Below are 20,498 nucleotides of genomic sequence, written 5' to 3' on the forward strand. Positions count from 1 at the left end.
TCTCGGGGGAATCTGCGGAGAGCAGAACCCTGTAGGTCTCCGGGGCGCCGCGGTCGTACGGTCCCGTCATGAGACGTGCAGTGTTGATCGGAGCGACAGGACAGATCGGGCGCGTGGCCGTGGGCGCCCTGGCCCGGGACGGCTGGCAGGTGACGGCCGTCTCGCGAGGCGGCGGCCGCGACGAGACCTGGCCCGACGAGGTACGCACGGCGCGGGCGGACCGCGGGGACGACGCCGCCCTGGCCGCCGCGGTCGGTGACGGCTGCGACGTACTGGTGGACATGGTGGCCTACGGGCCGGAGCACGCACGGCAGTTGACGAGCCTGGCCGGTCGTGTCGGCTCGGCCGTGGTGATCTCCAGCGTGTCGGTGTACGAGGACGACAAGGGCCGCACCTTCGATACGCAGGCGGAGCCGGACGGGTTTCCGAAGTACCCGGTGCCGCTGCCGGAGGAACAACGCACGATCGCGCCCGGCGAGTCCTCGTACAGCGCCCGCAAGGCGGGCCTGGAGCGCGAACTCCTCGCCGCGAACAGCCAGTTGTCGACGACTCTGCTGCGGGCGGGGGCCATCCACGGGCCGTACTGCCGCACGCCGCGCGAGCTCTACTTCGTCAAGCGCAACCTGGACGGCCGTCCCCGGCGTGTCCTCGCCTTCGGCGGCGAGAGCCGCTTTCATCCGGCGAGCGTCCACAACATCGCGGAGTTGATCCGGCTGGCCGCCGCGCGGCCGGGCGCCCGCGTCCTCAACGCCGTCGATCCCGACGCGCCCACAGTCGCGGAGATCGCCGCGGCCATCGACTCCGTGATGGGGGTCGAGACCGAGAGTGTCCTGGTGGACGGCCCCGCGCCTTCGGCGACCGTGGGCGACACTCCGTGGACGGTCCCGCACCCGGTGGTCTGCGACATGAGCGCGGCCGAACGGGAGTTGAGCTACCGGGCCGTGGCGCGGTACGCCGAGACACTGCCGGACACGGTCGCCTGGATCGAGCGCCAACTGGCCGGCCGTGACTGGCGGGAGGCGTACCCGAGGATGTTCGAGACGTACGGCGACCTCTTCGACTACGCGGCGGAGGACGCCTGGTTGGCGACGCGGGACGCATGAAGGAGGGGCGGCCGAATCCGGCCGCCCCTCCTCCTTGCTCGGTGTTACGACGGCTCAGTGCTACGGCTTGGGCGTGGCGTGCGGCGCGCACGTCACGTCGGCCGCGTCGACCTTGCCGGTGAGCAGGTAGGTGTCCACCCGCTCGTTGATGCACGGGTTGGCGAGCCCCGTCACACCGTGCGAGCCCGCGTCCTTCTCGGTGATCAGGCGGGAGCCCTTGAACCGCTTGTGCAGCTCGACGGCGCCCTCGTACGGAGTGGCGGCGTCACGCGTGGCCTGCACGATCAGGACGGGCGGCAGACCCTTGCCGGTCTTCACGTCGACCGGGGTCTGCTGCTTGGCGGGCCAGGTCGCGCACGGCAGGTTCAGCCAGGCGTTGGCCCACGTCATGAACGGGTAGTTCTTGTGCAGCGCGGTGTTGTCGCGGTCCCACTTCTTCCAGCTGGTGGGCCACTTGGCGTCGGTGCACTCGACGGCCGTGTAGACGGCGTTGCCGTTCTCCGCTGAGATGTTGCCCGCGGTGTCGGTCAGGTCGGGAGCCGCGGCGTCGACGAGTGCCTGGGTGTCACCGGCGACGTACTTGCTGAAGACCGTCGCGACCGGCACCCACGACGAGTCGTAGTACGGCGCGCTCTGGAAGAAGCCGATGAGCTCGGCCGGGCCGACGACCCCGCCGATCGGGTTCTCCTTGGCCGTGGCGCGCAGCTTGAGCCACTGGTCCTGGACCTCGGCCCGGGTGTCGCCGAGGTGGAGGGTCGCATCGTTCTTGGCGATCCAGTCCTGCCAGTCATTCCAGCGCATCTCGAAGGCGACGTCCTGGTCGAGGTTGGCCTCGTACCAGATCTTCTCGCGCGACGGGTTGACGACGCTGTCGGCGACCATCCGGCGGACGTGAGTCGGGTACATCGTGCCGTAGACGGCGGCGATGTACGTGCCGTACGAGACGCCCAGGAAGTTGAGCTTCTTCTCGCCGAGCGCGGCCCGGATGACGTCCAGGTCGCGAACGGTGTTGGGGGTCGTCATCTGCGGCAGCATCTCGCCGCTGCGCTCGGCGCAGCCGGCCGCGTAGTCGGCGGCCAGCTTGCGCTGGGCGCGCTTGTCCGCCTCGGAATCCGGCACCGGGTCCATCTTGGGCGCCTTCACGAACTCCTGCGGGTCGGCGCAGGAGATGGGCGCCGAGTGGCCGACACCGCGCGGGTCGAAGCCCACGAAGTCGTAGGCCTTCGAGGTGTTGACCCAGAGCGGGGCCTTGGTGGTGACCCGGCGCGGGAAGCGCAGTCCGGAGCCGCCGGGGCCGCCCGGGTTGTAGACCAGGGCGCCCTGGCGCTCCGCCTTCGTGCCCGTGTTGCCGATGCGGTCCACGGCGAGCTTGATCTGCTTGCCGTTCGGCTTCGCGTAGTCGAGCGGCACCGTGACCCAACCGCACTGGATGGGCTTCTCAAGTCCCCAGTCGGCCGGGCAGTCCTGCCAGTTGATCCCGGCCTTCGCCGCGCGAGCGGCGGCGATCGAGGCGCCGCGCGCCTGGCTGTCCTGGCCGTGGCGGACGCTGGTCGTGGCGTCCGCGCCGGCCGTGGCGTCCGCGCTGGCTGCCGGAGCCGCGACGGCGCCGGCTATCAGCGTCGCCGTGACGAGCGCTCCGGCCGAGCCGAACGCCGTCGCCCTTCTCAGACCTCTCAAGTGGGGCCTCCCCGTACGTCGTTGTGGTCGTACTGGGGATCCTTTCGGCTGTGAGGTCCCTGAGAACAGGGGTGACGTGGCTTCTTTGCCAATCCGATAACCGGATCATGGCTGTCCGTTGAGCGGTGACCTTGTCTCAGCCGAGCGTGCGCAAGGCCTCGTCGAGGATGCGGCGCAGCCGCAGTGCGTCGGGGGCGAGGGCGGTCACGAGGACACCGGGACCGGCGAGCGGTGTGAGGGTGGCGTACTCGCCCAGCAGCCGCGCCTCGACCGGCTCCCGCGCGAACTCCGGTCGTACGACGAGGATTTGGCCGAGCGCGCGATGCCCGGCCAGCACGGCGGGGCCGTCCCACCCGCCCGGCGCCCCGGGGCCGCAGGACAGCTCCTGGTCGAGCAGGGGCCGTCCGTCGAGGCGAACGGTGAGCCGGCTGGCAAGCCTTCCGGGCTCTTCCTTGGCCCGGCCGAGCACCTGCTCCTCACGCAGCACCAGCCGGGCGCCCGCCGCGAGGTCGACGCGTGTGGTGACGTACAGCTCACTTCCGTTCGCGGAGATCAACTGCTCCGGCAGCCAGCGCAGTTCGGCGTCGTCGGCGACCGTGAGGCGTACGTCGTAGCGCGCTTCTCCCTTGGCCTGACCGGGCAGGGCGATGGTGGCGGCGGCCGACCCGAAGTGCAGCGTCGCCCCTGCGGCGGCCTCCGCCTCGACGGTGAAGTGGTCGCCGCCCAGGGGCCCGCTCATCGCGCCGACGAGCATGACGCGCGCCTCGTCCCCACTCGCCCGCGTACGGCGCAGGGCAAGCGGGCCTTCGCCCTCCAGGGTGGGCAGCGCGGTGCCGCCGCGACCGTCTGGCCGGGCGACGATCCGCGCGGTGGCCCGCACGCCGGCCATGCCGGCCGTTCCTGCCGTTCCTGCCGTTCCTGCGGTCACGCCGTCCACGCGGCGAGCTGCTTCCGTACCCACGCGGCGACGTCCTTCACTCCGTCCTCCGCCCGCAACGACTGGAAGACCACCGGGAGTTCGGCCCGCTGCGCCTTCGCGTCAGCGGCCATCCGGCCGAGGTCCGAGCCGACGTACGGAGCGAGGTCCGTCTTGTTGACCACGAGGAGGTCGGCGGTGGTGACTCCGGGCCCGCCCTTGCGCGGAATGTCGTCCCCGCCCGCGACGTCGATCACGAAGATCTGCGCGTCGACGAGCCCTCTGGAGAAGGTGGCCGTGAGATTGTCGCCTCCGGACTCGACCAGGATCAGATCCAGCGGCCCGATTTCGTCCTCCAGATCCTCCACGGCTTCGAGGTTCGCGGAGATGTCGTCCCGGATCGCGGTGTGCGGGCAGGCCCCGGTCTCCACGGCGGTGATCCGCTCGGGCGGCAACACGGCTTCACGCAGCAGGAATTCGGCGTCTTCGCGCGTGTAGATGTCGTTCGTGACGACGGCCAGTGACAGTTCGTCGCGCAGAGCCTGGCAGAGCGCGGCGACGGTGGCGGTCTTCCCGGACCCGACGGGCCCGCCGAGCCCGATCCGGAGGGCACGGCGCCGGCCGTCGGGCCGGTGGGCGTCGGCACTGACGGCGGAGGGGCCGTCGTGGGTGTGGTTGTGGTCGAGGTGCATTGCAGCGGCTCTCCATTTCTCTGCCTGGCGGGCATTCAGTCCTGGCTCTCTGCCTGGCGGGCATTCAGCCTTGGTTCCCCGCCTGGCGGGCATTCAGCCTTGTGCATTCAGCCGGGCCGGACATTCTCAGCCCGGCCGATATTCTCGGCTCGGGCCGACACCAGTCAGCCCGTCCGGCGTTTGAGGACGAGGCCGTTCAGGCCGAACAGCGGGGGTCTGGGGGCGCAGCCCCCAGGGATGGGACTGGGTAGGGGCGGCGGGGGCGAGAAAACCTACGACGCGAACAGCCGCACAGCCCAAGCCGCATGCACCTCCGCACTGATCTCCAACACCGGCGCCGAAGCCGCAGGCAACACACCGACCCCGCCGTCGACCGCCCCCCGCGCCGCATCGACCGCCTGCCGCACCACAAGGTCCAACTCGGGCGCCAACCGAGCCAACACCCCCGTCGCATCGAACGGATCAAGACTCAGCAACCGCACCGTCGCACCAGCCGGCCCACTGACACTCTCGTACACAGAGCAGTACGCGGCATCCTCCGGCCCAAGCCCCGCAGCCCGCGCCACAAGCCCGAGCACAACCGGCTGATGCGCCCCCTTGGGGAACTCCCGTGCCAGCGCGTCGAGTTCGGCAGACGGCCAGGTCGCCCGGGCGGCCCGCATCAACTGCCGCCCGAGCTTCCGCGCGGCGACCCGCAGAGCGGCCGACGGCGTACGGGCATCCGCCGCCGCGTCCAGCTCCACAGGATCGAGCCCGAGAGCAGCCCCGGCGGCCAGCGAAGCCGCCACCAGCCCGGCGGTATGCAACCGCCCCCGGCAGAACTCCTCCAGACTCGCCGCCCCGGTGACCCGCCCGGCCTTGACCGCCGCCTCGGCCCCGCCGGAGTGGGCATGCCCTCCGGCGGGAAACCGGCCGTCGGCCAGAACGAGCAGTGCGGCACGCGACATCAGAACCCAGCCCCGGCCGACGGAATCCCGGCCATCAGCACCCTGCCCGTCAGAACCCCGACCATCGGAACCCCGGCCATCAGAAGAGGAAGTAACGCTGAGCCATGGGCAGTTCAGCAGCAGGCGTGGCCTCGACGAGCTCTCCGTCGATCGTGACGGCGAAGCTGTCGGGATCGACCTGTACCCGAGGCCGCGCGTCGTTCTCCCGCATGTCCGCCTTGGTCACCCCGCGCGTCGACTCGATCGGCACGAACCGCTTCCCGAGCCCGAGCCGCTCCGGCAGCCCGTCCTCGATCGCGATCGGCGCCACGAAGTTGAAGGAGTTGGAGGCGGGGGCCCGCCCGATCGCCCCGAACATCGGCCGGGGCAGGATCGGCTGCGGCGTCGGAATCGACGCGTTGGCGTCGCCCATCTGCGCGTACGCGATCTGCCCGCCCTTGACGACGAGATGCGGCTTGACCCCGAAGAACGCGGGCTCCCACAGCACCAGGTCGGCGAGCTTCCCGGTCTCGACGGAGCCGATCTCGCGGGCGAGACCCTGGGCGAGAGCCGGGTTGATCGTGTATTTGGCGACATAGCGACGTACCCGGTGGTTGTCCGCGCTCCCGTCACCGGGCAGTGCGCCACGGCGCCGCTTCATGACGTGCGCGGTCTGCCACGTCCGCATGATGACCTCGCCCACGCGCCCCATGGCCTGCGCGTCGGAGGAGATGATCGAGATCGCGCCGAGGTCGTGCAGGATGTCCTCGGCCCCGATCGTGGAGGGCCGGATGCGGGACTCGGCGAAGGCGAGGTCCTCGGGGACCGCCGCGTTGAGGTGGTGGCAGACCATCAGCATGTCGAGGTGTTCCTCGGCGGTGTTGACGGTGTAGGGCCGGGTCGGGTTGGTCGAACTGGGCAGCACATGCGGCTCGGAGACCACGGTCATGATGTCCGGCGCGTGCCCGCCGCCCGCACCCTCCGTGTGGTACGCGTGGATCGTGCGCCCCGCGATCGCGGCGAGCGTGTCGGCCACGAACCCGGCCTCGTTGAGCGTGTCCGTGTGGATGGCGATCTGCGCGCCGGTCCGGTCCGCGACGGTGAGCGCGGCGTCGATGACGGCGGGCGTGGAACCCCAGTCCTCGTGCAGCTTGAGGCCGAGCGCCCCGCCGCGCAGCTGCGACAGCATCGCCTCCTGGGAGACGGTGTTGCCCTTGCCGAGGAGCCCGAAGTTGAGGGGGTACTCCTCCATCGCCTCCAGCATCCGGGCCAGGTGCCAGGGGCCGGGCGTGACGGTGGTGGCCTTCGAGCCCTCGGCTGGTCCGGTGCCGCCGCCGACAAGAGTCGTGATCCCGGAAGCCAACGCCTCATCAGCGATCTGCGGACAGATCAGATGGACGTGCGCGTCGATGGCACCCGCCGTCAGAATCCGCCCGTTGCCCGCGATGATCTCGGTCTCCGGACCGATCACCAGATCCGGGTGCACCCCGTCCATGGTGTCCGGGTTGCCGGCCTTGCCGATGCCGGTGATCCGGCCGTCGCGGATGCCGATGTCGGCCTTGATGATCCCCCAGTGGTCGACGATGACCGCGCCCGTGATGACGGTGTCGGGGGTGCCGTCTGCGCGCGTAGCTCGCGCCTGGCCCATCGACTCGCGGATGACCTTGCCACCGCCGAAGACGGCCTCGTCACCGGCGCGTCCTGGACCGCCGGAACGATCCTCCTCGATCTCGATCAGCAGATCGGTGTCGGCGAGCCTGATCCGGTCTCCGGTGGTGGGGCCGAACAGATCGGCGTACGCGGCACGCGAGATCTCAGGCATCGAGGGCACCTCCGGTCTCACCGCGCAGGCCGGGCACCACACGGGCACCGGTGAGCGGAACGAGTTCGACGTCGACGGGGATCCCGGGCTCGAAGCGCACGGCGGTGCCGGCGGAGACGTTGAGGCGCTTGCCGCGCGCGGCGGCGCGGTCGAAGTCCAGGCCCGGGTTGGCCTCGGCGAAGTGGTAGTGGGAGCCGACCTGGACGGGCCGGTCGGCGGCGTTGAGAACGGTGAGCCGGGTGACCTCGAGGCCTTCGTTGAAGGCGACGGGTCCGTCGGCGAAAAGAATCTCTCCGGGAATCATGGCTGCCGCTCCCCCGTCAGACGATCGGGTCGTGGACGGTGACGAGCTTGGTGCCGTCCGGGAAGGTGGCCTCCACCTGGACGTCGTGGATCATCTCGGGGATGCCCTCCATGACGTCCTCGCGCGTGAGGATCTTGCGCCCGGAGTTCATGAGTTCGGCCACGGTGCGGCCGTCCCGGGCTCCTTCGAGAATGTGCGAGGTGATCAGGGCGACGGCCTCGGGGTGGTTCAGTTTCAGTCCCCGGGCGCGGCGCTTCTCGGCCACATCGGCGGCCACATGGATGAGCAGCCTCTCCTGCTCGTGCGGCGTCAGTTGCACGGCGTCCACCTCAGTCCTCGCTCCGGACCGTGCGGGGTCCGGTTGCCGCAGCCACCACGACGGGTCCGATTGCAGTACGCCGCTCATGCGTGCGTGACTCATGCGGTGCGCGACCGCGTACACGACCGGAATACGCGACTCTGCGCATCCCCGCCGCGAAAACCCCTGGTGACGTGGTGGTGCAGGCTAGTTGCGCGGGATTTCAGGGACGTTAACCGCCACACGGGGATATCGGCGGATCACAGTCGCCGAGCTCCCGGCTCGTCGCCCGTGTCAGCGCGGCGGCTCAACGCTCATCAACGCCCGTAGACCGTCCTGGATCACCTCGACCGGCATCGGGCCGAACAGGGCCTGCTGGGCGGCGAAGCCCTGCGCGGTGGCGATCAGGGTCCTGGCGACATGGTCGGCGGGAACGTCCGCCCGCATCATCCCGGCCTCCTGATAGCCCTCGACGATCTTCGTCCAGGTCGCACGCACCTTGGCGAAGCCGTCGCGCATCACCGCCGACAGCTCCTCGTTGCGCATCGTCTCCGTCCAGACCTGGACCATCAGCCGGGGGAAACCGCCCTCCCCCTCCCAGGCCAGACCTCCCTTCCCACGGCCGCCGCCCCCCATGCCGAGCACCCGCTCCATGGCCCAGCCCACGAGGACGTCGGGCGGCGGAGGCGGGGTCTGTCGAGCCGCCTCCTCGAAGACATCGCGGATGCTCGCGAGGACCTCGTTGACGATGGCGGCGATCAGCTCGTCCTTGCCGCCGAAGTAGCGGTAGACGGCGCCCGCCGAGAGGTCCACCTCTTTCAGCACGTCCTGCATCGACGTGGCGTGAAACCCGTTCCGGGCGAAGCAGACGGCCGCCCCGTCGAGGATCTGGCGGCGACGGGCGTCGAGGTGTTCCTGGGATACGCGGGCCATGACCTCAACGTAAAACGAATATTCCTTCTTGACAAGGTGACACGACCGTCGCACGCTGATGACACGGCAAAACGAACGATCCTTCTTTTTAACTCGGCTCAGCTCAGTACAGAACAGCCCGGCTCATCTCACGCTCAGCGCTTCAGCCCGCCGACCGAGGAGAACCACCATGTCCGCCTCCTCCGCTGCATCCACCGCCCCGACACGACCGCGGTCACAGCCGCAGCCACGTCCCGAAGGCCGTCGCATGGCCGCCGTGATCGTGCTGGCCCCCCTCCTGGCGGCCTTCGCGCTGTGGGCCTTCGCCTGGCCCGCCGCTCGCACCGCGCCGCACGACCTGCCGCTCGGCGTGGCGGGCACCGCGACCGCGACCGCCCAGGTGCAGAAGCAACTCGAAGAGCGCGAGGGCGCCTTCGAGATCCACCACTATGCTGACGAGAGCGCCGCCCGGGACGCCTTCGAGGACCGGACCGTATACGGAGCGGTCGTCGTCACCGAGCAGGAGCCGAACAGGCAGGTGCCGAAACTGCTCACCGCCTCGGCCGCGAGCCCATTCGTCGCCCAGGTGCTCCAGGAGGCCGTGACCCAGCAGGCGGGCGGCCAATTGCGGACCGTCGACATCGTGCCCACCTCCCCCGACGACCCGCGCGGCTCGGCCCTGACCTCGAGCGTGCTGCCGCTGGCGCTGGCCGGTGTCGCCGCGGGAGCCGTGGTGACCCTGCTGGGGCTGCGGGGCCGGCGCGCGGCCGCCTCGCTGATCGGCGCGGCCGTGCTGGTCGGCGCGGTGGCCGCCACAATCGCCGGCACCTGGCTGGGAGTGTTCACCGGCGACTGGTGGGCCGAGGCGGCCGGCCACGGCCTGTCGACGCTGGCGGTGAGCGCCGCCGTCGCGGGCCTCGCGGCCCTGATCGGCACTCCGGGCCTCGGTCTGGGCGCCCTGCTGGTCGTCCTGCTCGGCAATCCGTTCTCCGGCGCGGGTTCCGCTCCTGAAATGCTGCCCGAGCCGGCCGGAGCGATCGGCCAGTGGCTGCCGCCGGGAGCCGGCGCCTCACTCATGCGCTCGATATCGTTCTTCGACGGAGCCGCCGCGTCCGGACCGGCCCTCACCCTGACCGGGTGGGCCGCGCTCGGCCTGGGAGCGGTGCTGTTGGGCAGCGCGCTCAAGCGGGCCAAGGCGACCACCGAGACCGCCACCGAGCGGCAACCCGCTCCCGTGAACTGACCGCCCATCCGCACCACAGAACCGACCGTGCGTCCCCGCTGTAGCGGACGGTGGCGCACGGTCTTTTGCGCGCCCTCAGCACGAGGCCGAGGGCCTGGGGACCGCTTGCCCGGAAGCTGCCGCATGCCGGAAGTGTCACGCGAGTGCACCGGAAGCCCCTCGCCCGCACGCCTGAAGGCAGGTACCCGCACACCTGAAGGCACGAACCCGTACGCGCCTGAAGGCACGTACCTGAAGTCGCGTACCCGAAGTGCCGCCCTCTTACGACGCGTTGGGTCCTCGGTGCTCCGCCGCGATGCCGAACCTTTGCCGTTCGCGGGGAGCGGACGCGACCTCGCGGACGTTGGAGACCGCGCTGATCACCTGCTCCTCCGCCACGGCATCGAGTTCGTCGAGTCGTTCCAGGTCAGCGGCGGAGACAAGGGCGACAAGGGGCTTCCCGTGCCGCGTCACGACGACGCGCTCTTTGCCGTACACCACCCGGTTGATCAGGTCGGCGAGCTCAGCTCTGGCTTGCGTCACCGGAATCTCGTAGGCCATGCTCCCCATCATAACGGCATGTACGTCCTGTACATTTTTTACAGGACCTCTCTCAGAGGAGGCGTGTGTCATGACCCGACCGTCCGCCCGCTACGTCCTGCCCCAGTTCACCGAACGCACCAGCTCGGGAACCCGGACCATGGACCCGTACTCGAAGCTCCTCGAAGAGCGGATCGTGTTCCTCGGGACGCCGATCGACGACACCTCGGCGAATGACGTGATGGCGCAGTTCATGCACCTCGAGTACCAGTCGCCGGAGCGGGACATCTCGCTCTACATCAACTCCCCGGGCGGCTCGTTCAGCGCGATGACGGCCGTCTACGACACGATGCAGTTCGTCACCTGCGAGGTGGAGACCATCTGCCTGGGGCAGGCGGCGTCGGCCGCGGCGGTGCTGCTGGCGGCGGGCACACCGGGCAAGCGGTACGCACTGCCGGGGGCCCGCGTGCTGATCCACCAGCCGTCGTTCTCCGAGCCGGTCCAAGGACAGACGTCCGACCTGGCCATCCAGGCCGACGAGTTGATGCGGACCCGGGCACAGCTGGAGGAGTTGCTCGCCCGGCACACGGGCCGGAGCAAGGAGCGGATCGGCGCGGACATCGAGCGGGACAAGATCCTCGACGCCTCGGCGGCGTTGGAGTACGGACTGGTGGACAGGATCATTCCGAGCCGCAAGGCCACCCGTACCGCACCCGACGCGAGGTGAACGGCCGATGCTCCCACCCGAGTTGCCCCCGCTGCCGGCCCTGACCCGGGCGGAGGCCGAACTGATCGACCGATACCTGGAGGTGGTCGACCTGCTCGGCCGGATCAACCCGGCACACTGCGGCGACACGTACCGCGGACTGCGCGCGGCCCAGGCGCTGGTCGGCAAGGCCGCCGCGCTGCGCGACGCGCTGGCCCTGATGCACCAGCGGGGCGAGCACGAGATGCACGCCCCGACTCTGGCGCGGGCGTTGCGGGTCCTCGACGGTGAGCGCCGGGCGGGCCGGGTCGCCCTGCCGCCCGGCTCCGACAGCTGACTGACGCATCCACACCGGCCCGGCGTCCCGCAGGCATCTGATGAGGCGTCCGGGCAAGGCTCGAAACGGACCAAATGACGTACCCCCGAATGGTGTAGTCGCAGGCACTTCTGAGGGCCCGTTAAAGTTGCGCAGCGCGCGTACTCCTGGGGTGGAATCAAGGGCTCCGGTGCTGGTGCGAAGGTCCACAACCCTCTGGACACTCTCCCGGAAAGTGAGCTGTCCACCCGAACGGGTGAGTGGTGAGTAACCCCACAAATCGCCGGTTCCGCTCGGTATTTCCGACATTCGTGCGTCAAGATCCCTTCCGACGACAAGCCCCCGCCACAAGCGGCGGGGCGGTCCGGGCGGACGCCGAGTCCTGCCGCCGCCCGGATGTCCGGTCGACAGATGTGGATCGGCAGGAGTGGAGGACCCAGCACGACGGGCCGCCGGAGAGATCCGAGTGGTCCTTGGGGTGAAGCCGCAGCCGCGGCCGGGCAACTTCGCCAGCCCGAATCCGACAGGTCATCCTTCACAGGCGGCTGACGAAGGGTTGCGCATGACTGCGCTCAATCGTGTCCCGTCGCTGTTCACCAGGGCCGGTACCGCATCGGCTCTCACCATCGCCGCCGTCGGCGGCGGCATCGTGGCCCCCGGCTTCACATCCGACGCCGCAGCGGCCACTCCCGCGACGAAGGCACTTCAAGTGGCGGCCTCCAAGAAGGGTTCCCCGTACAAGTGGGGAGCCGCGGGGCCCAAACGCTTCGACTGCTCCGGCCTCACGCTCTACTCGTTCAAGAAGGCGGGCAAGTCACTGCCCCGCACGGCCGCCGCGCAGTACAACAAGACGAAGCATGTCTCCGCTTCGAACCGCAAGCAGGGAGACCTCGTGTTCTTCCACTCGGGCCGGAACGTGTACCACGTCGGCATCTATGCCGGGAAGGGACGGATCTGGCACTCCCCGAAGAGCGGGGAAGTGGTGAAGCTGCAGAAGATCTGGACGAAGAGCGTCTGGTACGGCCGAGTCAGGTGACCGCTCGAGGGGGTGGCGGCGATCATCGCCGCCACCCCCTTGTAGCTCGTGGCACCTATGGAGCGTGATTCGAGCGGCCGATTGGTTACCCATTCCCCTATGGCCGACGAACCTCCCCACCACAAGGCGCGCAACGAGACGCCGCTCGAGCGCGCCGACCGCAACTTCAGCGAACTGCTCCAGGAGCTGCGCGTCACGCAGACCGGCGTCCAGATCCTCTTCGCGTTCCTGCTGACCCTCGCGTTCACCCCGCGCTTCCCGTCCCTCGACACGGTGCAGCGCGCCACGTACGTCACCACACTGCTGCTCGGCGTGGTGGCCGCCGTACTCTTCACCGCCCCCGCCGCCCTGCACCGTCGGCTGTTCCAGCAGGGCGCCAAGCCCCAGGTCGTGGAGGTCTCGTCACGTCTGGCCCAGGCCGGGATGGCCGTGCTCGCGCTCGCCCTGACCGGGTCGGTCCTCCTGGTCGTGGACGTGGCGGTGGGCCGGGTCGGAGGCGTGGCCGCCGGCACGGGCACGCTGGTGGTGTGCGTCGGACTGTGGGGGCTCGTCCCCCTTCTGGTGCGACGCGCGATCGACAAGAAGCCGGACGAGGAGCTCCCTCGCGCGGAGCTTCCGGAGGACTAACCGGCCTTGGTCGAGTTCGGTGCGGCACGGCGCCCCGTAAGGGCGCGACCAGCCCCACCGGCCCGCGCCCGCGGCGGAGCCGCACGTCGATACAGGATCACCGTTCTTCCGGCGGAGCGCTCAGCTCAGGGCCGTCAGTGGTTCGAGGACGAGGCCGAGGCCCAGCACCGTGAGAGCCGTGCCGGTGACGGCCTCGATGGCCCGGGCGGTACGCGGCCCGCGCAGCCACCGGCCGAGCCGGTCCACGAGCAGCGCCACCGCCGGGAACCAGACCAGGGCGAGCGCGACCACGATCAAGGCGAGCAGCAGCGTCCGTGGCATCGCCGGGCTCCCGGCGGGCACGAACTGCGGCAGCAGGCTGAGGAAGGTGATCGGCGCCTTCGGGTTGAGGGCGTTCGTGACGAACCCCTGCCGCAGCGCCCCGCTCCCCGACACCGCAGGCGTGTCGTCGGACACCGCCGTGCGCCGCCTCAGCACCGACCGCAGCGTCCGTACGCCGAGGTAGAGCACGTAGGCGCCGCCGAGGAGCTGGAGCGTGCGGAACAGCGCGGGCACGGCCGCGAGGACCGCGGCCACCCCGGCGACGGCGAGCGCCGTGTGGATGAGCAGCCCCGCCGCGATTCCGAGCGCGCACGCGACCCCGGCCCGGCGGGAGACCAGGGCGTTGCGTACGACGACGGTGAAGTCGGCGCCGGGCATGGCGACCATGCCCGCGGCGACCCCGGTGAAGGCGATGAGCTGCGTGTCCATGGGCACCAGCGTGCCCGCTCGGGGCCTTCAGCAGGTATGTGGAATATCCTGGGTCAGCCTTAAGCATCTCTTTAGCCTGGGAGCCTCGCTTGTACGACCCCACGCGGCTCGCGGCGCTGGTGGCGGTCGCGGAGGCGGGCTCGATCACCCGGGCCGCCGAGCGTCTCGGATACACCCCGCCCGCGCTCTCCCAGCAGCTCGCCAAGCTGGAGCGGGAGGCGGGCACGGCACTGCTCGTACGCCATCACCGCGGGACCCGGCTGACGGGCGCGGGTGAGCTGCTCGTGACGCGGGCACGGCGGGTGCTGGACGAGCTGGAGCGGGCGCGGCACGAACTGGGGCGTCTGGCGGGCCTGTCCGGCGGCACCCTGCGGGTCGGCACCTTCCAGACGGCCGGGATCCACCTGCTGCCGCCCGTGCTCAGCGCGTTCCGGCGCGCTCATCCCGACGTGGAGCTGACCGTCGCGAACTACGAACCCCCGGACGGCGTCGTCGCGGTGGCCACGGGCGAGGTGGACCTGGCGCTTACGCACACGTACGAGCCCGCGGAGCCCGTGCCGCTGCCCGCGACCGTGTCAGCGGAGCCGGTCCTGGTCGAGGAGTTGGTCCTGGTGACCGCTCCTGGGCACGTCCTCAGCAGTGGTTCGGCACGGCTGCCGCTGACCGAGCTGGCGGGCCAGCCGCTGATCAGCATGGCGCCGGACCATCCGGCCCGGCAGGCCGTGGAGGCCGTACTCGCCCGGACCGGCGCCACCCCGTCGGTCCTCGTCACGACGCCCGGCTACGCCCTCGTCTGCGCGCTCGCGAGCGCCGGCCTCGGCGTCGCGGTGGTGCCGGAGATGGTGGCCAGGACCTCGACCACCCCGGTCGGGGTGCGCCTGCTGGAGCCGGGAGATCTACGCCGTACGATCTCGGTCGTCCACCGCACCGACGAGGCGGCGCCCGCGGCCGATGCCTTCCGGGCCTTGCTGCGCGGCGCCTTCGGACGCGCGGCGCAGCAGAACTGACCGTCGAGCCAGCAGAACTAACCGCCGGACCAAGGGACTTGGAAGCCCTATGGGCTCTCAGCCCGCTCTCAGTCGGCTCTCGCCGGCTGGACCGGTGCCGTCCAAGGAAGCATGATCGACACCGTTTTGCCGCCCTCTCGGGTGGGCCGGACCGTCAACTTGCCGCCGTGTTCGGCGGTCAGCCAGCGGATGATCACCATGCCGCGGCCGTTGTCCTGCTGGACGGCCGCGGGCAGACGTTTCGGGAAGCGCGGATGGCTGTCGGTCACGCCGATGCGGAGTTGCTCGTCGCGGTCGAGTGCGATGTCCACCGTGAAGGTCGGTGACTGCCCGAAGGTGTGCTGTACGGCGTTGGTGGCGAGTTCGGAGACGATGAGCCGAACGGTGTCGGCGACTTCCGTGTCCGACGGAAGTCCCCATTCGGCGAGGACGTCGGTGACGTAGGTGCGGGCGGCGGACACCGAGGCGGGATCGCTCGGCAGAGTGACGGATGCTTCCTGGTGGTCTGCCATGGCGACGTCGTCCCTTTCCCACGGGACCGGAGCCCGACACGAAGCGGATGATTCGAGTACGGTCCCGGAACTGGTGCTTGCGCCAGAGTGCCACTACCTCGCCGTTCACGGTGGCGATCCACCGAGATATGCATATATCTGTCGCTCGAAGCGGTGAACTCTGCGACGGCCGACCGTATTTGGGCGAGCCGTCGGTTCGTCCTCTACGGTCGGCGTGACGCCGGACGATATGGCGCCGGCGCGACGGTCGGAAGGAGACGGCCATGCAGTACGGTCCCGTGGTACGCCGCCGGAAGCTCGGCGCCGAACTGCGCGCCCTGCGCGCCCGTGCCGGGCTCACGAGCGGCGAGGCGGCCCGGCTCGTCGGCTGGCACCAGTCGAAGGTGAGCCGGATCGAGACCGGCCGCAGCGGGGTCAAGCCGGTGGACGTACGGCTGCTGCTGGACGCGTACGACGTCCAGGACCCGGAACTGCATGAGCTGCTCGTCGTACTGGCGGGCTCCGACGACGACGGCCGGCACCACTGGTGGCACGCCTACCGGGGTCTACTTCCGCCCACCTACCGCGACTTCATCAGCCTGGAGTCGCAGGCCAGCGCGATGCGCACGCTGGAGAACTCAGTGGTTCCGGGGCTGTTACAGACGCCTGAGTACGCCCGCGAGGTGACGCGGGCCGCGGTGGACGGGGCGCCGGACGGCAAGGTCGACGCGCTGGTGGAGGTGCGCCTCGCCCGTCAGGACGTGCTGCGTTCGAATCGGCCGCTCCGGCTGTGCGCGGTCCTGGACGAGGCGGTGCTTCGGCGGACGGTCGGCGGTCCGGAGGTCATGGCGCGGCAGTTGAGACGTCTGCGTGAGGCCGCACAACTGCCTCACGTGCGCATTCAGGTGCTGCCCTTCGGCGCCGGAGCCCACATCGGACTCGCCGGCCCTTTCGTTATCTTCTCTTTTCCGAACACATCTGATCTGGATGTGGTTGTTCTCGACCACTTGACGAGTAGCCTCTATCTCGAACGGAAAGAAGACCTCCAGGCCTACAGCGAGGCCTTCAACTCCCTTCAGGTCCACGCCCTTTCGCCCGAGGACACGTTGGATTTCATCGCCGGTGTAGCTGACGGCGCATAAGGAGGCACCATGCCCGCCCTACCTCGGTACGTACCTTCAAGCACCCAACTGCACGGTGTGCGGTGGCGACGCAGCAGCCGCAGCACGGGAATGAACAACTGCGTCGAGACGGCCCGGCCGGGCTCCGGTCCCTGGGCCGGTCTGCTCGCGGTGCGCGACTCGAAGAACACGTCGGGACCCGCCCTGCTCTTCGCCCCCGCGGCCTGGGAGGGCTTTATCGGCGCGCTTCGCTGATCACGTGTACGGCACGGTCGAGCTGCCCGTCGCTGAGGTCCGCGCGGGCGGTGAGCCGCAACCGTGAGATGCCGTCCGGCACCGACGGGGGACGGAAGCAGCCGACGGCCAGACCCGCCTCGCGGCAGTCCGCCGCCCAGCGCACGGCCTGCTCCGGGGAGGGTGCGCGCACGGAGACGACGGCGGCGTCCGGCCGTACGGCTTCGAGACCCTCGGCCGTCAGGCGTTCGTGCAGTGCCGTCGCCACGGCACGCGCGCGTGCGGCCCGTTCCGGTTCGCGGCGCAGCAGGCGCAGGGCCGCGAGGGCAGCGCCTGCCGCGGCGGGGGCCAGACCGGTGTCGAAGATGAAGGTGCGGGCCGCGTTGACGAGATGGTCGATGACGGGGGCCGGACCGAGGACGGCGCCGCCCTGGCTGCCGAACGACTTCGACAGCGTGACGGTGGCGACGACGTCGGGCGTGCCCGCGAGCCCGGCCGCGTGCGGCGCGCCCCGGCCGCCGTCGCCGAGTACGCCGAGGCCGTGCGCGTCGTCCACGACCAGGGCGGCGCCGGACGCCCGGCAGGCGGCGGCGAGTCCGGCGAGCGGCGCCGCGTCACCGTCCACCGAGAAGACCGTGTCGGAGACGACGACGGCGTGTCCGGGATGCGTGCCCAGCGCCTTGCGTACGGCGTCGGGTTCGGCGTGCGCGACGACCTGGGTGGTTCCGCGCGCGAGACGGCAGCCGTCGATCAGCGAGGCGTGGTTGCCCGCGTCCGACACGATGAGCGAGCCGTGCGGCGCGAGGGCGGTGACGGCGGCGAGGTTGGCCGCGTACCCGGACGAGAAGACGAGCGCGGCCTCGAAGCCGCAGAACTCGGCCAGCTCGCGCTCGAGTTCGGCGTGCAGCTCGGTGGAGCCGGTGACGAGCCGGGAGCCGGTGGCACCGCCGCCCCAGGCCCTCGCGGCCTCCGCCGCGGCCTCGGTGATCTCGGGGTGCCGGGCCAGGCCCAGGTAGTCGTTGCTCGCGAGATCGAGGAGCGGGGAGTCGGCGGGTCGCGGGCGCAGGGTACGGACGAGTCCGGCCCGGCGGCGCGCCCGCGCCTGCTCGTCGATCCACGCGAACGGCGATCCCGCCATGTGTCCTCCGGGCCATGAGCTGAGAGTGTTCTGTGGGGGTCCAACCCATGACTTTCGCCTGAGCTGCCCCACAGGCCTTTTGTAGGCAACTCACAGACCCTAGCCGGACGACCAGCCGCCCATGATGTGGCAATACCCACACGTCGAACCGCCTCTGTTGTGCGAACTCTCCTTGGCCCGGCAAGGTCGGATAGGCCAGGATCGGACCTCATGGACCTGCTGAACACGCTGGTGGACAAGGGGCTTCGGCGCGAGCTGCCGACCCGCGAAGAGGCGCTGGCCGTGCTGGCCACCTCCGACGACGAACTCCTCGATGTGGTGACCGCGGCCGGCAAGGTACGGCGGCAGTGGTTCGGCCGACGCGTGAAACTCAACTATCTGGTCAACCTGAAGTCGGGCTTGTGCCCCGAGGACTGCTCATACTGCTCCCAGCGGCTCGGCTCCAAGGCCGAGATCCTCAAGTACACCTGGCTGAAGCCCGATCAGGCCTCCGAGGCGGCGGCCGCCGGGCTCGCGGGCGGCGCCAAGCGGGTCTGCCTGGTGGCGAGCGGACGCGGACCGACGGACCGTGACGTCGACCGGGTGTCGGACACCATCAAGGCGATCAAGGACCAGAACGAGGGCGTCGAGGTGTGCGCCTGCCTCGGCCTCCTCTCCGACGGCCAGGCCGAGCGGCTGCGCGAGGCGGGCGCGGACGCCTACAACCACAACCTCAACACGTCCGAGGGGACGTACGGGGACATCACGACCACCCATACGTACGCCGACCGCGTGGACACGGTCCAGAAGGCCCATGCGGCCGGGCTCTCCGCCTGCTCCGGTCTGATCGCGGGCATGGGAGAGAGCGACGAGGACCTGGTCGACGTCGTCTACGCGCTGCGCGCGCTGGACCCGGACTCGATCCCGGTCAACTTCCTCATCCCCTTCGAGGGCACCCCACTCGCCAAGGAGTGGAACCTCACCCCGCAGCGCTGCCTGCGCATCCTCGCCATGGTCCGGTTCGTCTGCCCGGACGCCGAGGTGCGGATCGCGGGCGGCCGCGAGGTCCATCTGCGCACGATGCAGCCGCTCGCGCTGCATCTCGCCAACTCGATCTTCCTCGGCGACTACCTCACGAGCGAGGGCCAGGCCGGCAAGGCCGACCTGGACATGATCGCGGACGCCGGGTTCGAGGTGGAGGGGACGGACCGGGTGACGCTGCCGGAACACCGGATCACCACTGGTGGCGGGTGCGGCTCGCACGAGGAGGGCGGTGCCTGCGGATCCGCTTCCGCACCTCCGGTCGGCGAGGCGCGTACGGATCTGGTCGCGGTACGCCGCCGGGGTGCCGGAACGGATCTCGCACCCAATGCCTGACGTGCCCCTGCGGGAGCTGCCGGGGCCCGAGCTGTCCGTGGGCGAGCTGATCGATCTCGACCGGCGGCACGTGTGGCATCCGTACGGACCGATGCCGGGCCGGCAGGAGCCGCTCGTCGTGGAGTCGGCGCGCGGGGTGCGGCTGCGCCTGGCCGACGGCTCGGGCGAGCTGATCGACGGCATGTCGTCCTGGTGGTCGGCGATCCACGGCTACAACCACCCGGTGCTCAACGAGGCGGCCCGCGACCAGCTCGGGCGGATGAGCCATGTGATGTTCGGCGGGCTCACGCACGAGCCCGCCGTACGGCTGGCAAAGCGCCTTGTCGACATGTCACCCGACGGTCTGGAGCATGTCTTCCTCGCCGACTCCGGCTCGGTCTCGGTCGAGGTCGCGGTCAAGATGTGTCTTCAGTACTGGCGTTCGCTCGGCCGCCCGCGCAAACAACGCCTGCTGACCTGGCGCGGCGGCTACCACGGCGACACCTGGCAGCCCATGTCGGTCTGCGATCCCGAGGGCGGGATGCACGAGCTGTGGCAGGGCGTGCTGCCCCGGCAGGTATTCGCGGACGCGCCTCCGGCCGAGTACGAGGAGTCGTACGCCGACCATCTGCGCTCGCTGATCGAGGTCCACGCCGACGAGCTGGCCGCCGTGATCGTGGAGCCGGTGGTGCAGGGCGCGGGCGGGATGCGGTTCCACTCCCCCGCGTATCTGCGGGTGCTGCGCGAGGCCTGCGACGCGCACGACCTGCTGCTCGTTTTCGACGAGATCGCGACCGGCTTCGGACGCACGGGGGCGCTGTTCGCGGCGGAGCACGCGGGTGTGACGCCGGACGTGATGTGCGTGGGGAAGGCGCTGACCGGCGGATACATGACGATGGCGGCCACTCTGTGCACGTCACGGGTCGCGGACGGGATCTCGCGGGGCGAGGTCCCGGTGCTGGCCCACGGCCCGACCTTCATGGGCAATCCGCTCGCCGCCGCCGTGGCCTGCGCCTCGATCGACCTCCTCCTCGGCCAGGACTGGCAGACCGAGGTCAAGCGCATCGAGGCGGGGCTGCGGGACGGGCTGGCTCCGGCCGCGGAGCTGCCGGGCGTCCGGGACGTACGCGTTCTCGGTGCCATCGGGGTGGTGCAGCTGGACCACGAGATCGACATGGCGGCGGCGAGTCGGGCCGCGGTGCGCGAGGGCGTGTGGCTGCGGCCGTTCCGCGATCTCGTGTACACCATGCCGCCGTACGTCACCGGGGATGTGGACATCGCCCGGATCACCGCCGCGGTGTGCGCCGCGGCACGGGAGGGATGAC

Annotated in this window: 23 protein-coding genes and 1 riboswitch; of the genes, 11 read left to right on the forward strand and 12 right to left on the reverse strand. The window is 70.4% G+C overall.

Annotation, left to right across the window (positions count from 1 at the left end):
- Positions 1-68 precede the first annotated feature (68 nt).
- On the forward strand, positions 69-1,103 hold the full coding sequence (locus tag ACTWQR_RS24370; protein WP_443229270.1) for an NAD-dependent epimerase/dehydratase family protein: 1,035 nt from the start codon (positions 69-71) through the stop codon (positions 1,101-1,103).
- A gap of 60 nt (positions 1,104-1,163) precedes the next feature.
- Here the strand turns inward: ACTWQR_RS24370 and ACTWQR_RS24375 are convergent, their stop codons facing one another.
- The 8 genes from ACTWQR_RS24375 to ACTWQR_RS24410 all read right to left on the reverse strand — a co-directional run bounded on the left by ACTWQR_RS24375 (position 1,164) and on the right by ACTWQR_RS24410 (position 8,671).
- On the reverse strand, positions 1,164-2,780 hold the full coding sequence (locus ACTWQR_RS24375) for an alpha/beta hydrolase (RefSeq protein ID WP_443229271.1): 1,617 nt from the start codon (positions 2,778-2,780) through the stop codon (positions 1,164-1,166).
- A 136-nt stretch (positions 2,781-2,916) separates the two neighbouring features.
- Positions 2,917-3,669 carry an urease accessory protein UreD gene (locus ACTWQR_RS24380; protein WP_443229272.1) on the reverse strand — a complete coding sequence of 251 codons (753 nt, stop codon included), beginning with the start codon at positions 3,667-3,669 and terminating at the stop codon, positions 2,917-2,919.
- A gap of 35 nt (positions 3,670-3,704) precedes the next feature.
- Complete coding sequence (gene ureG, locus ACTWQR_RS24385) at positions 3,705-4,388, reverse strand: urease accessory protein UreG (RefSeq protein WP_443229273.1); 684 nt, start codon at positions 4,386-4,388, stop codon at positions 3,705-3,707.
- Between the two features lie 272 nt (positions 4,389-4,660).
- Complete coding sequence (locus tag ACTWQR_RS24390; RefSeq protein WP_443229274.1) at positions 4,661-5,335, reverse strand: urease accessory protein UreF; 675 nt, start codon at positions 5,333-5,335, stop codon at positions 4,661-4,663.
- A 79-nt stretch (positions 5,336-5,414) separates the two neighbouring features.
- On the reverse strand, positions 5,415-7,136 hold the full coding sequence (locus tag ACTWQR_RS24395; RefSeq protein WP_443229275.1) for an urease subunit alpha: 1,722 nt from the start codon (positions 7,134-7,136) through the stop codon (positions 5,415-5,417).
- Positions 7,129-7,440, reverse strand: coding sequence for an urease subunit beta (locus tag ACTWQR_RS24400; RefSeq protein ID WP_151475444.1), 312 nt, complete (start codon positions 7,438-7,440; stop codon positions 7,129-7,131). The genes ACTWQR_RS24395 and ACTWQR_RS24400 overlap by 8 nt, the downstream gene beginning before the upstream one ends.
- Before the next feature lie 16 nt (positions 7,441-7,456).
- The gene (locus ACTWQR_RS24405; protein ID WP_033325080.1) at positions 7,457-7,759 is read right to left on the reverse strand and encodes an urease subunit gamma; all 303 of its coding nucleotides are present in this window, start codon (positions 7,757-7,759) and stop codon (positions 7,457-7,459) included.
- 273 nt (positions 7,760-8,032) lie between these two features.
- Positions 8,033-8,671: a TetR/AcrR family transcriptional regulator gene (locus tag ACTWQR_RS24410; RefSeq protein WP_443229276.1), complete on the reverse strand. Its 639-nt coding sequence runs from the start codon at positions 8,669-8,671 to the stop codon at positions 8,033-8,035.
- Positions 8,672-8,918: 247 nt separating this feature from the next.
- Between ACTWQR_RS24410 and ACTWQR_RS24415 the strand changes: the two genes are divergently transcribed.
- Positions 8,919-9,893 (forward strand): ABC transporter permease, encoded by a 975-nt coding sequence (locus tag ACTWQR_RS24415; RefSeq protein ID WP_443229277.1) that lies wholly within the window; start codon positions 8,919-8,921, stop codon positions 9,891-9,893.
- A 261-nt stretch (positions 9,894-10,154) separates the two neighbouring features.
- Here ACTWQR_RS24415 and ACTWQR_RS24420 read toward each other — a convergent pair whose 3' ends face one another.
- Positions 10,155-10,433: a type II toxin-antitoxin system Phd/YefM family antitoxin gene (locus tag ACTWQR_RS24420; protein ID WP_443229278.1), complete on the reverse strand. Its 279-nt coding sequence runs from the start codon at positions 10,431-10,433 to the stop codon at positions 10,155-10,157.
- Positions 10,434-10,503: 70 nt separating this feature from the next.
- On the opposite strand from ACTWQR_RS24420, the gene ACTWQR_RS24425 reads away from it, so the two are divergent.
- The 4 genes from ACTWQR_RS24425 (at position 10,504) to ACTWQR_RS24440 (ending at position 13,097) form a co-directional block, all read left to right on the forward strand.
- Positions 10,504-11,139: an ATP-dependent Clp protease proteolytic subunit gene (locus tag ACTWQR_RS24425; RefSeq protein ID WP_443229279.1), complete on the forward strand. Its 636-nt coding sequence runs from the start codon at positions 10,504-10,506 to the stop codon at positions 11,137-11,139.
- Between the two features lie 7 nt (positions 11,140-11,146).
- On the forward strand, positions 11,147-11,455 hold the full coding sequence (locus ACTWQR_RS24430; protein ID WP_443229280.1) for a hypothetical protein: 309 nt from the start codon (positions 11,147-11,149) through the stop codon (positions 11,453-11,455).
- Between the two features lie 374 nt (positions 11,456-11,829).
- A riboswitch (cyclic di-AMP (ydaO/yuaA leader) is annotated at positions 11,830-11,993 on the forward strand.
- Between the two features lie 3 nt (positions 11,994-11,996).
- Positions 11,997-12,470 (forward strand): C40 family peptidase, encoded by a 474-nt coding sequence (locus ACTWQR_RS24435; RefSeq protein WP_443229281.1) that lies wholly within the window; start codon positions 11,997-11,999, stop codon positions 12,468-12,470.
- 99 nt (positions 12,471-12,569) lie between these two features.
- The gene (locus ACTWQR_RS24440; RefSeq protein ID WP_443229282.1) at positions 12,570-13,097 is read left to right on the forward strand and encodes a DUF6328 family protein; all 528 of its coding nucleotides are present in this window, start codon (positions 12,570-12,572) and stop codon (positions 13,095-13,097) included.
- Positions 13,098-13,217: 120 nt separating this feature from the next.
- Here the strand turns inward: ACTWQR_RS24440 and ACTWQR_RS24445 are convergent, their stop codons facing one another.
- Positions 13,218-13,847, reverse strand: coding sequence for a LysE family translocator (locus ACTWQR_RS24445; protein ID WP_443229283.1), 630 nt, complete (start codon positions 13,845-13,847; stop codon positions 13,218-13,220).
- 89 nt (positions 13,848-13,936) lie between these two features.
- On the opposite strand from ACTWQR_RS24445, the gene ACTWQR_RS24450 reads away from it, so the two are divergent.
- Entirely contained in the window at positions 13,937-14,854 is a 918-nt protein-coding gene (locus ACTWQR_RS24450) for a LysR family transcriptional regulator (RefSeq protein WP_443229284.1), read from the forward strand.
- 68 nt (positions 14,855-14,922) lie between these two features.
- Here ACTWQR_RS24450 and ACTWQR_RS24455 read toward each other — a convergent pair whose 3' ends face one another.
- Positions 14,923-15,366 (reverse strand): ATP-binding protein, encoded by a 444-nt coding sequence (locus ACTWQR_RS24455; RefSeq protein ID WP_443229285.1) that lies wholly within the window; start codon positions 15,364-15,366, stop codon positions 14,923-14,925.
- Positions 15,367-15,629: 263 nt separating this feature from the next.
- Between ACTWQR_RS24455 and ACTWQR_RS24460 the strand changes: the two genes are divergently transcribed.
- Together ACTWQR_RS24460 and ACTWQR_RS24465 are read left to right on the forward strand one after the other, a co-directional pair.
- Positions 15,630-16,487 (forward strand): helix-turn-helix domain-containing protein, encoded by an 858-nt coding sequence (locus ACTWQR_RS24460; RefSeq protein ID WP_443229286.1) that lies wholly within the window; start codon positions 15,630-15,632, stop codon positions 16,485-16,487.
- A gap of 9 nt (positions 16,488-16,496) precedes the next feature.
- Entirely contained in the window at positions 16,497-16,721 is a 225-nt protein-coding gene (locus ACTWQR_RS24465) for a DUF397 domain-containing protein (RefSeq protein ID WP_443229287.1), read from the forward strand.
- Here ACTWQR_RS24465 and ACTWQR_RS24470 read toward each other — a convergent pair.
- Positions 16,702-17,838, reverse strand: a complete 1,137-nt coding sequence (locus ACTWQR_RS24470; RefSeq protein WP_443229288.1) for an 8-amino-7-oxononanoate synthase — start codon at positions 17,836-17,838, stop codon at positions 16,702-16,704. The two genes, ACTWQR_RS24465 and ACTWQR_RS24470, sit on opposite strands and share 20 nt — an antisense overlap.
- A gap of 210 nt (positions 17,839-18,048) precedes the next feature.
- Here ACTWQR_RS24470 and bioB point away from each other — a divergent pair, with 210 nt between their 5' ends.
- Complete coding sequence (bioB, locus tag ACTWQR_RS24475; protein ID WP_443229289.1) at positions 18,049-19,194, forward strand: biotin synthase BioB; 1,146 nt, start codon at positions 18,049-18,051, stop codon at positions 19,192-19,194.
- Positions 19,187-20,497: an adenosylmethionine--8-amino-7-oxononanoate transaminase gene (locus ACTWQR_RS24480; protein ID WP_443229290.1), complete on the forward strand. Its 1,311-nt coding sequence runs from the start codon at positions 19,187-19,189 to the stop codon at positions 20,495-20,497. The genes bioB and ACTWQR_RS24480 overlap by 8 nt, the downstream gene beginning before the upstream one ends.
- Position 20,498: the final 1 nt, after the last annotated feature.

The sequence above is a fragment of the Streptomyces sp. 2A115 genome, assembly GCF_052245575.1.
In the GTDB taxonomy this organism is placed as follows: Bacteria; Actinomycetota; Actinomycetes; order Streptomycetales; family Streptomycetaceae; genus Streptomyces.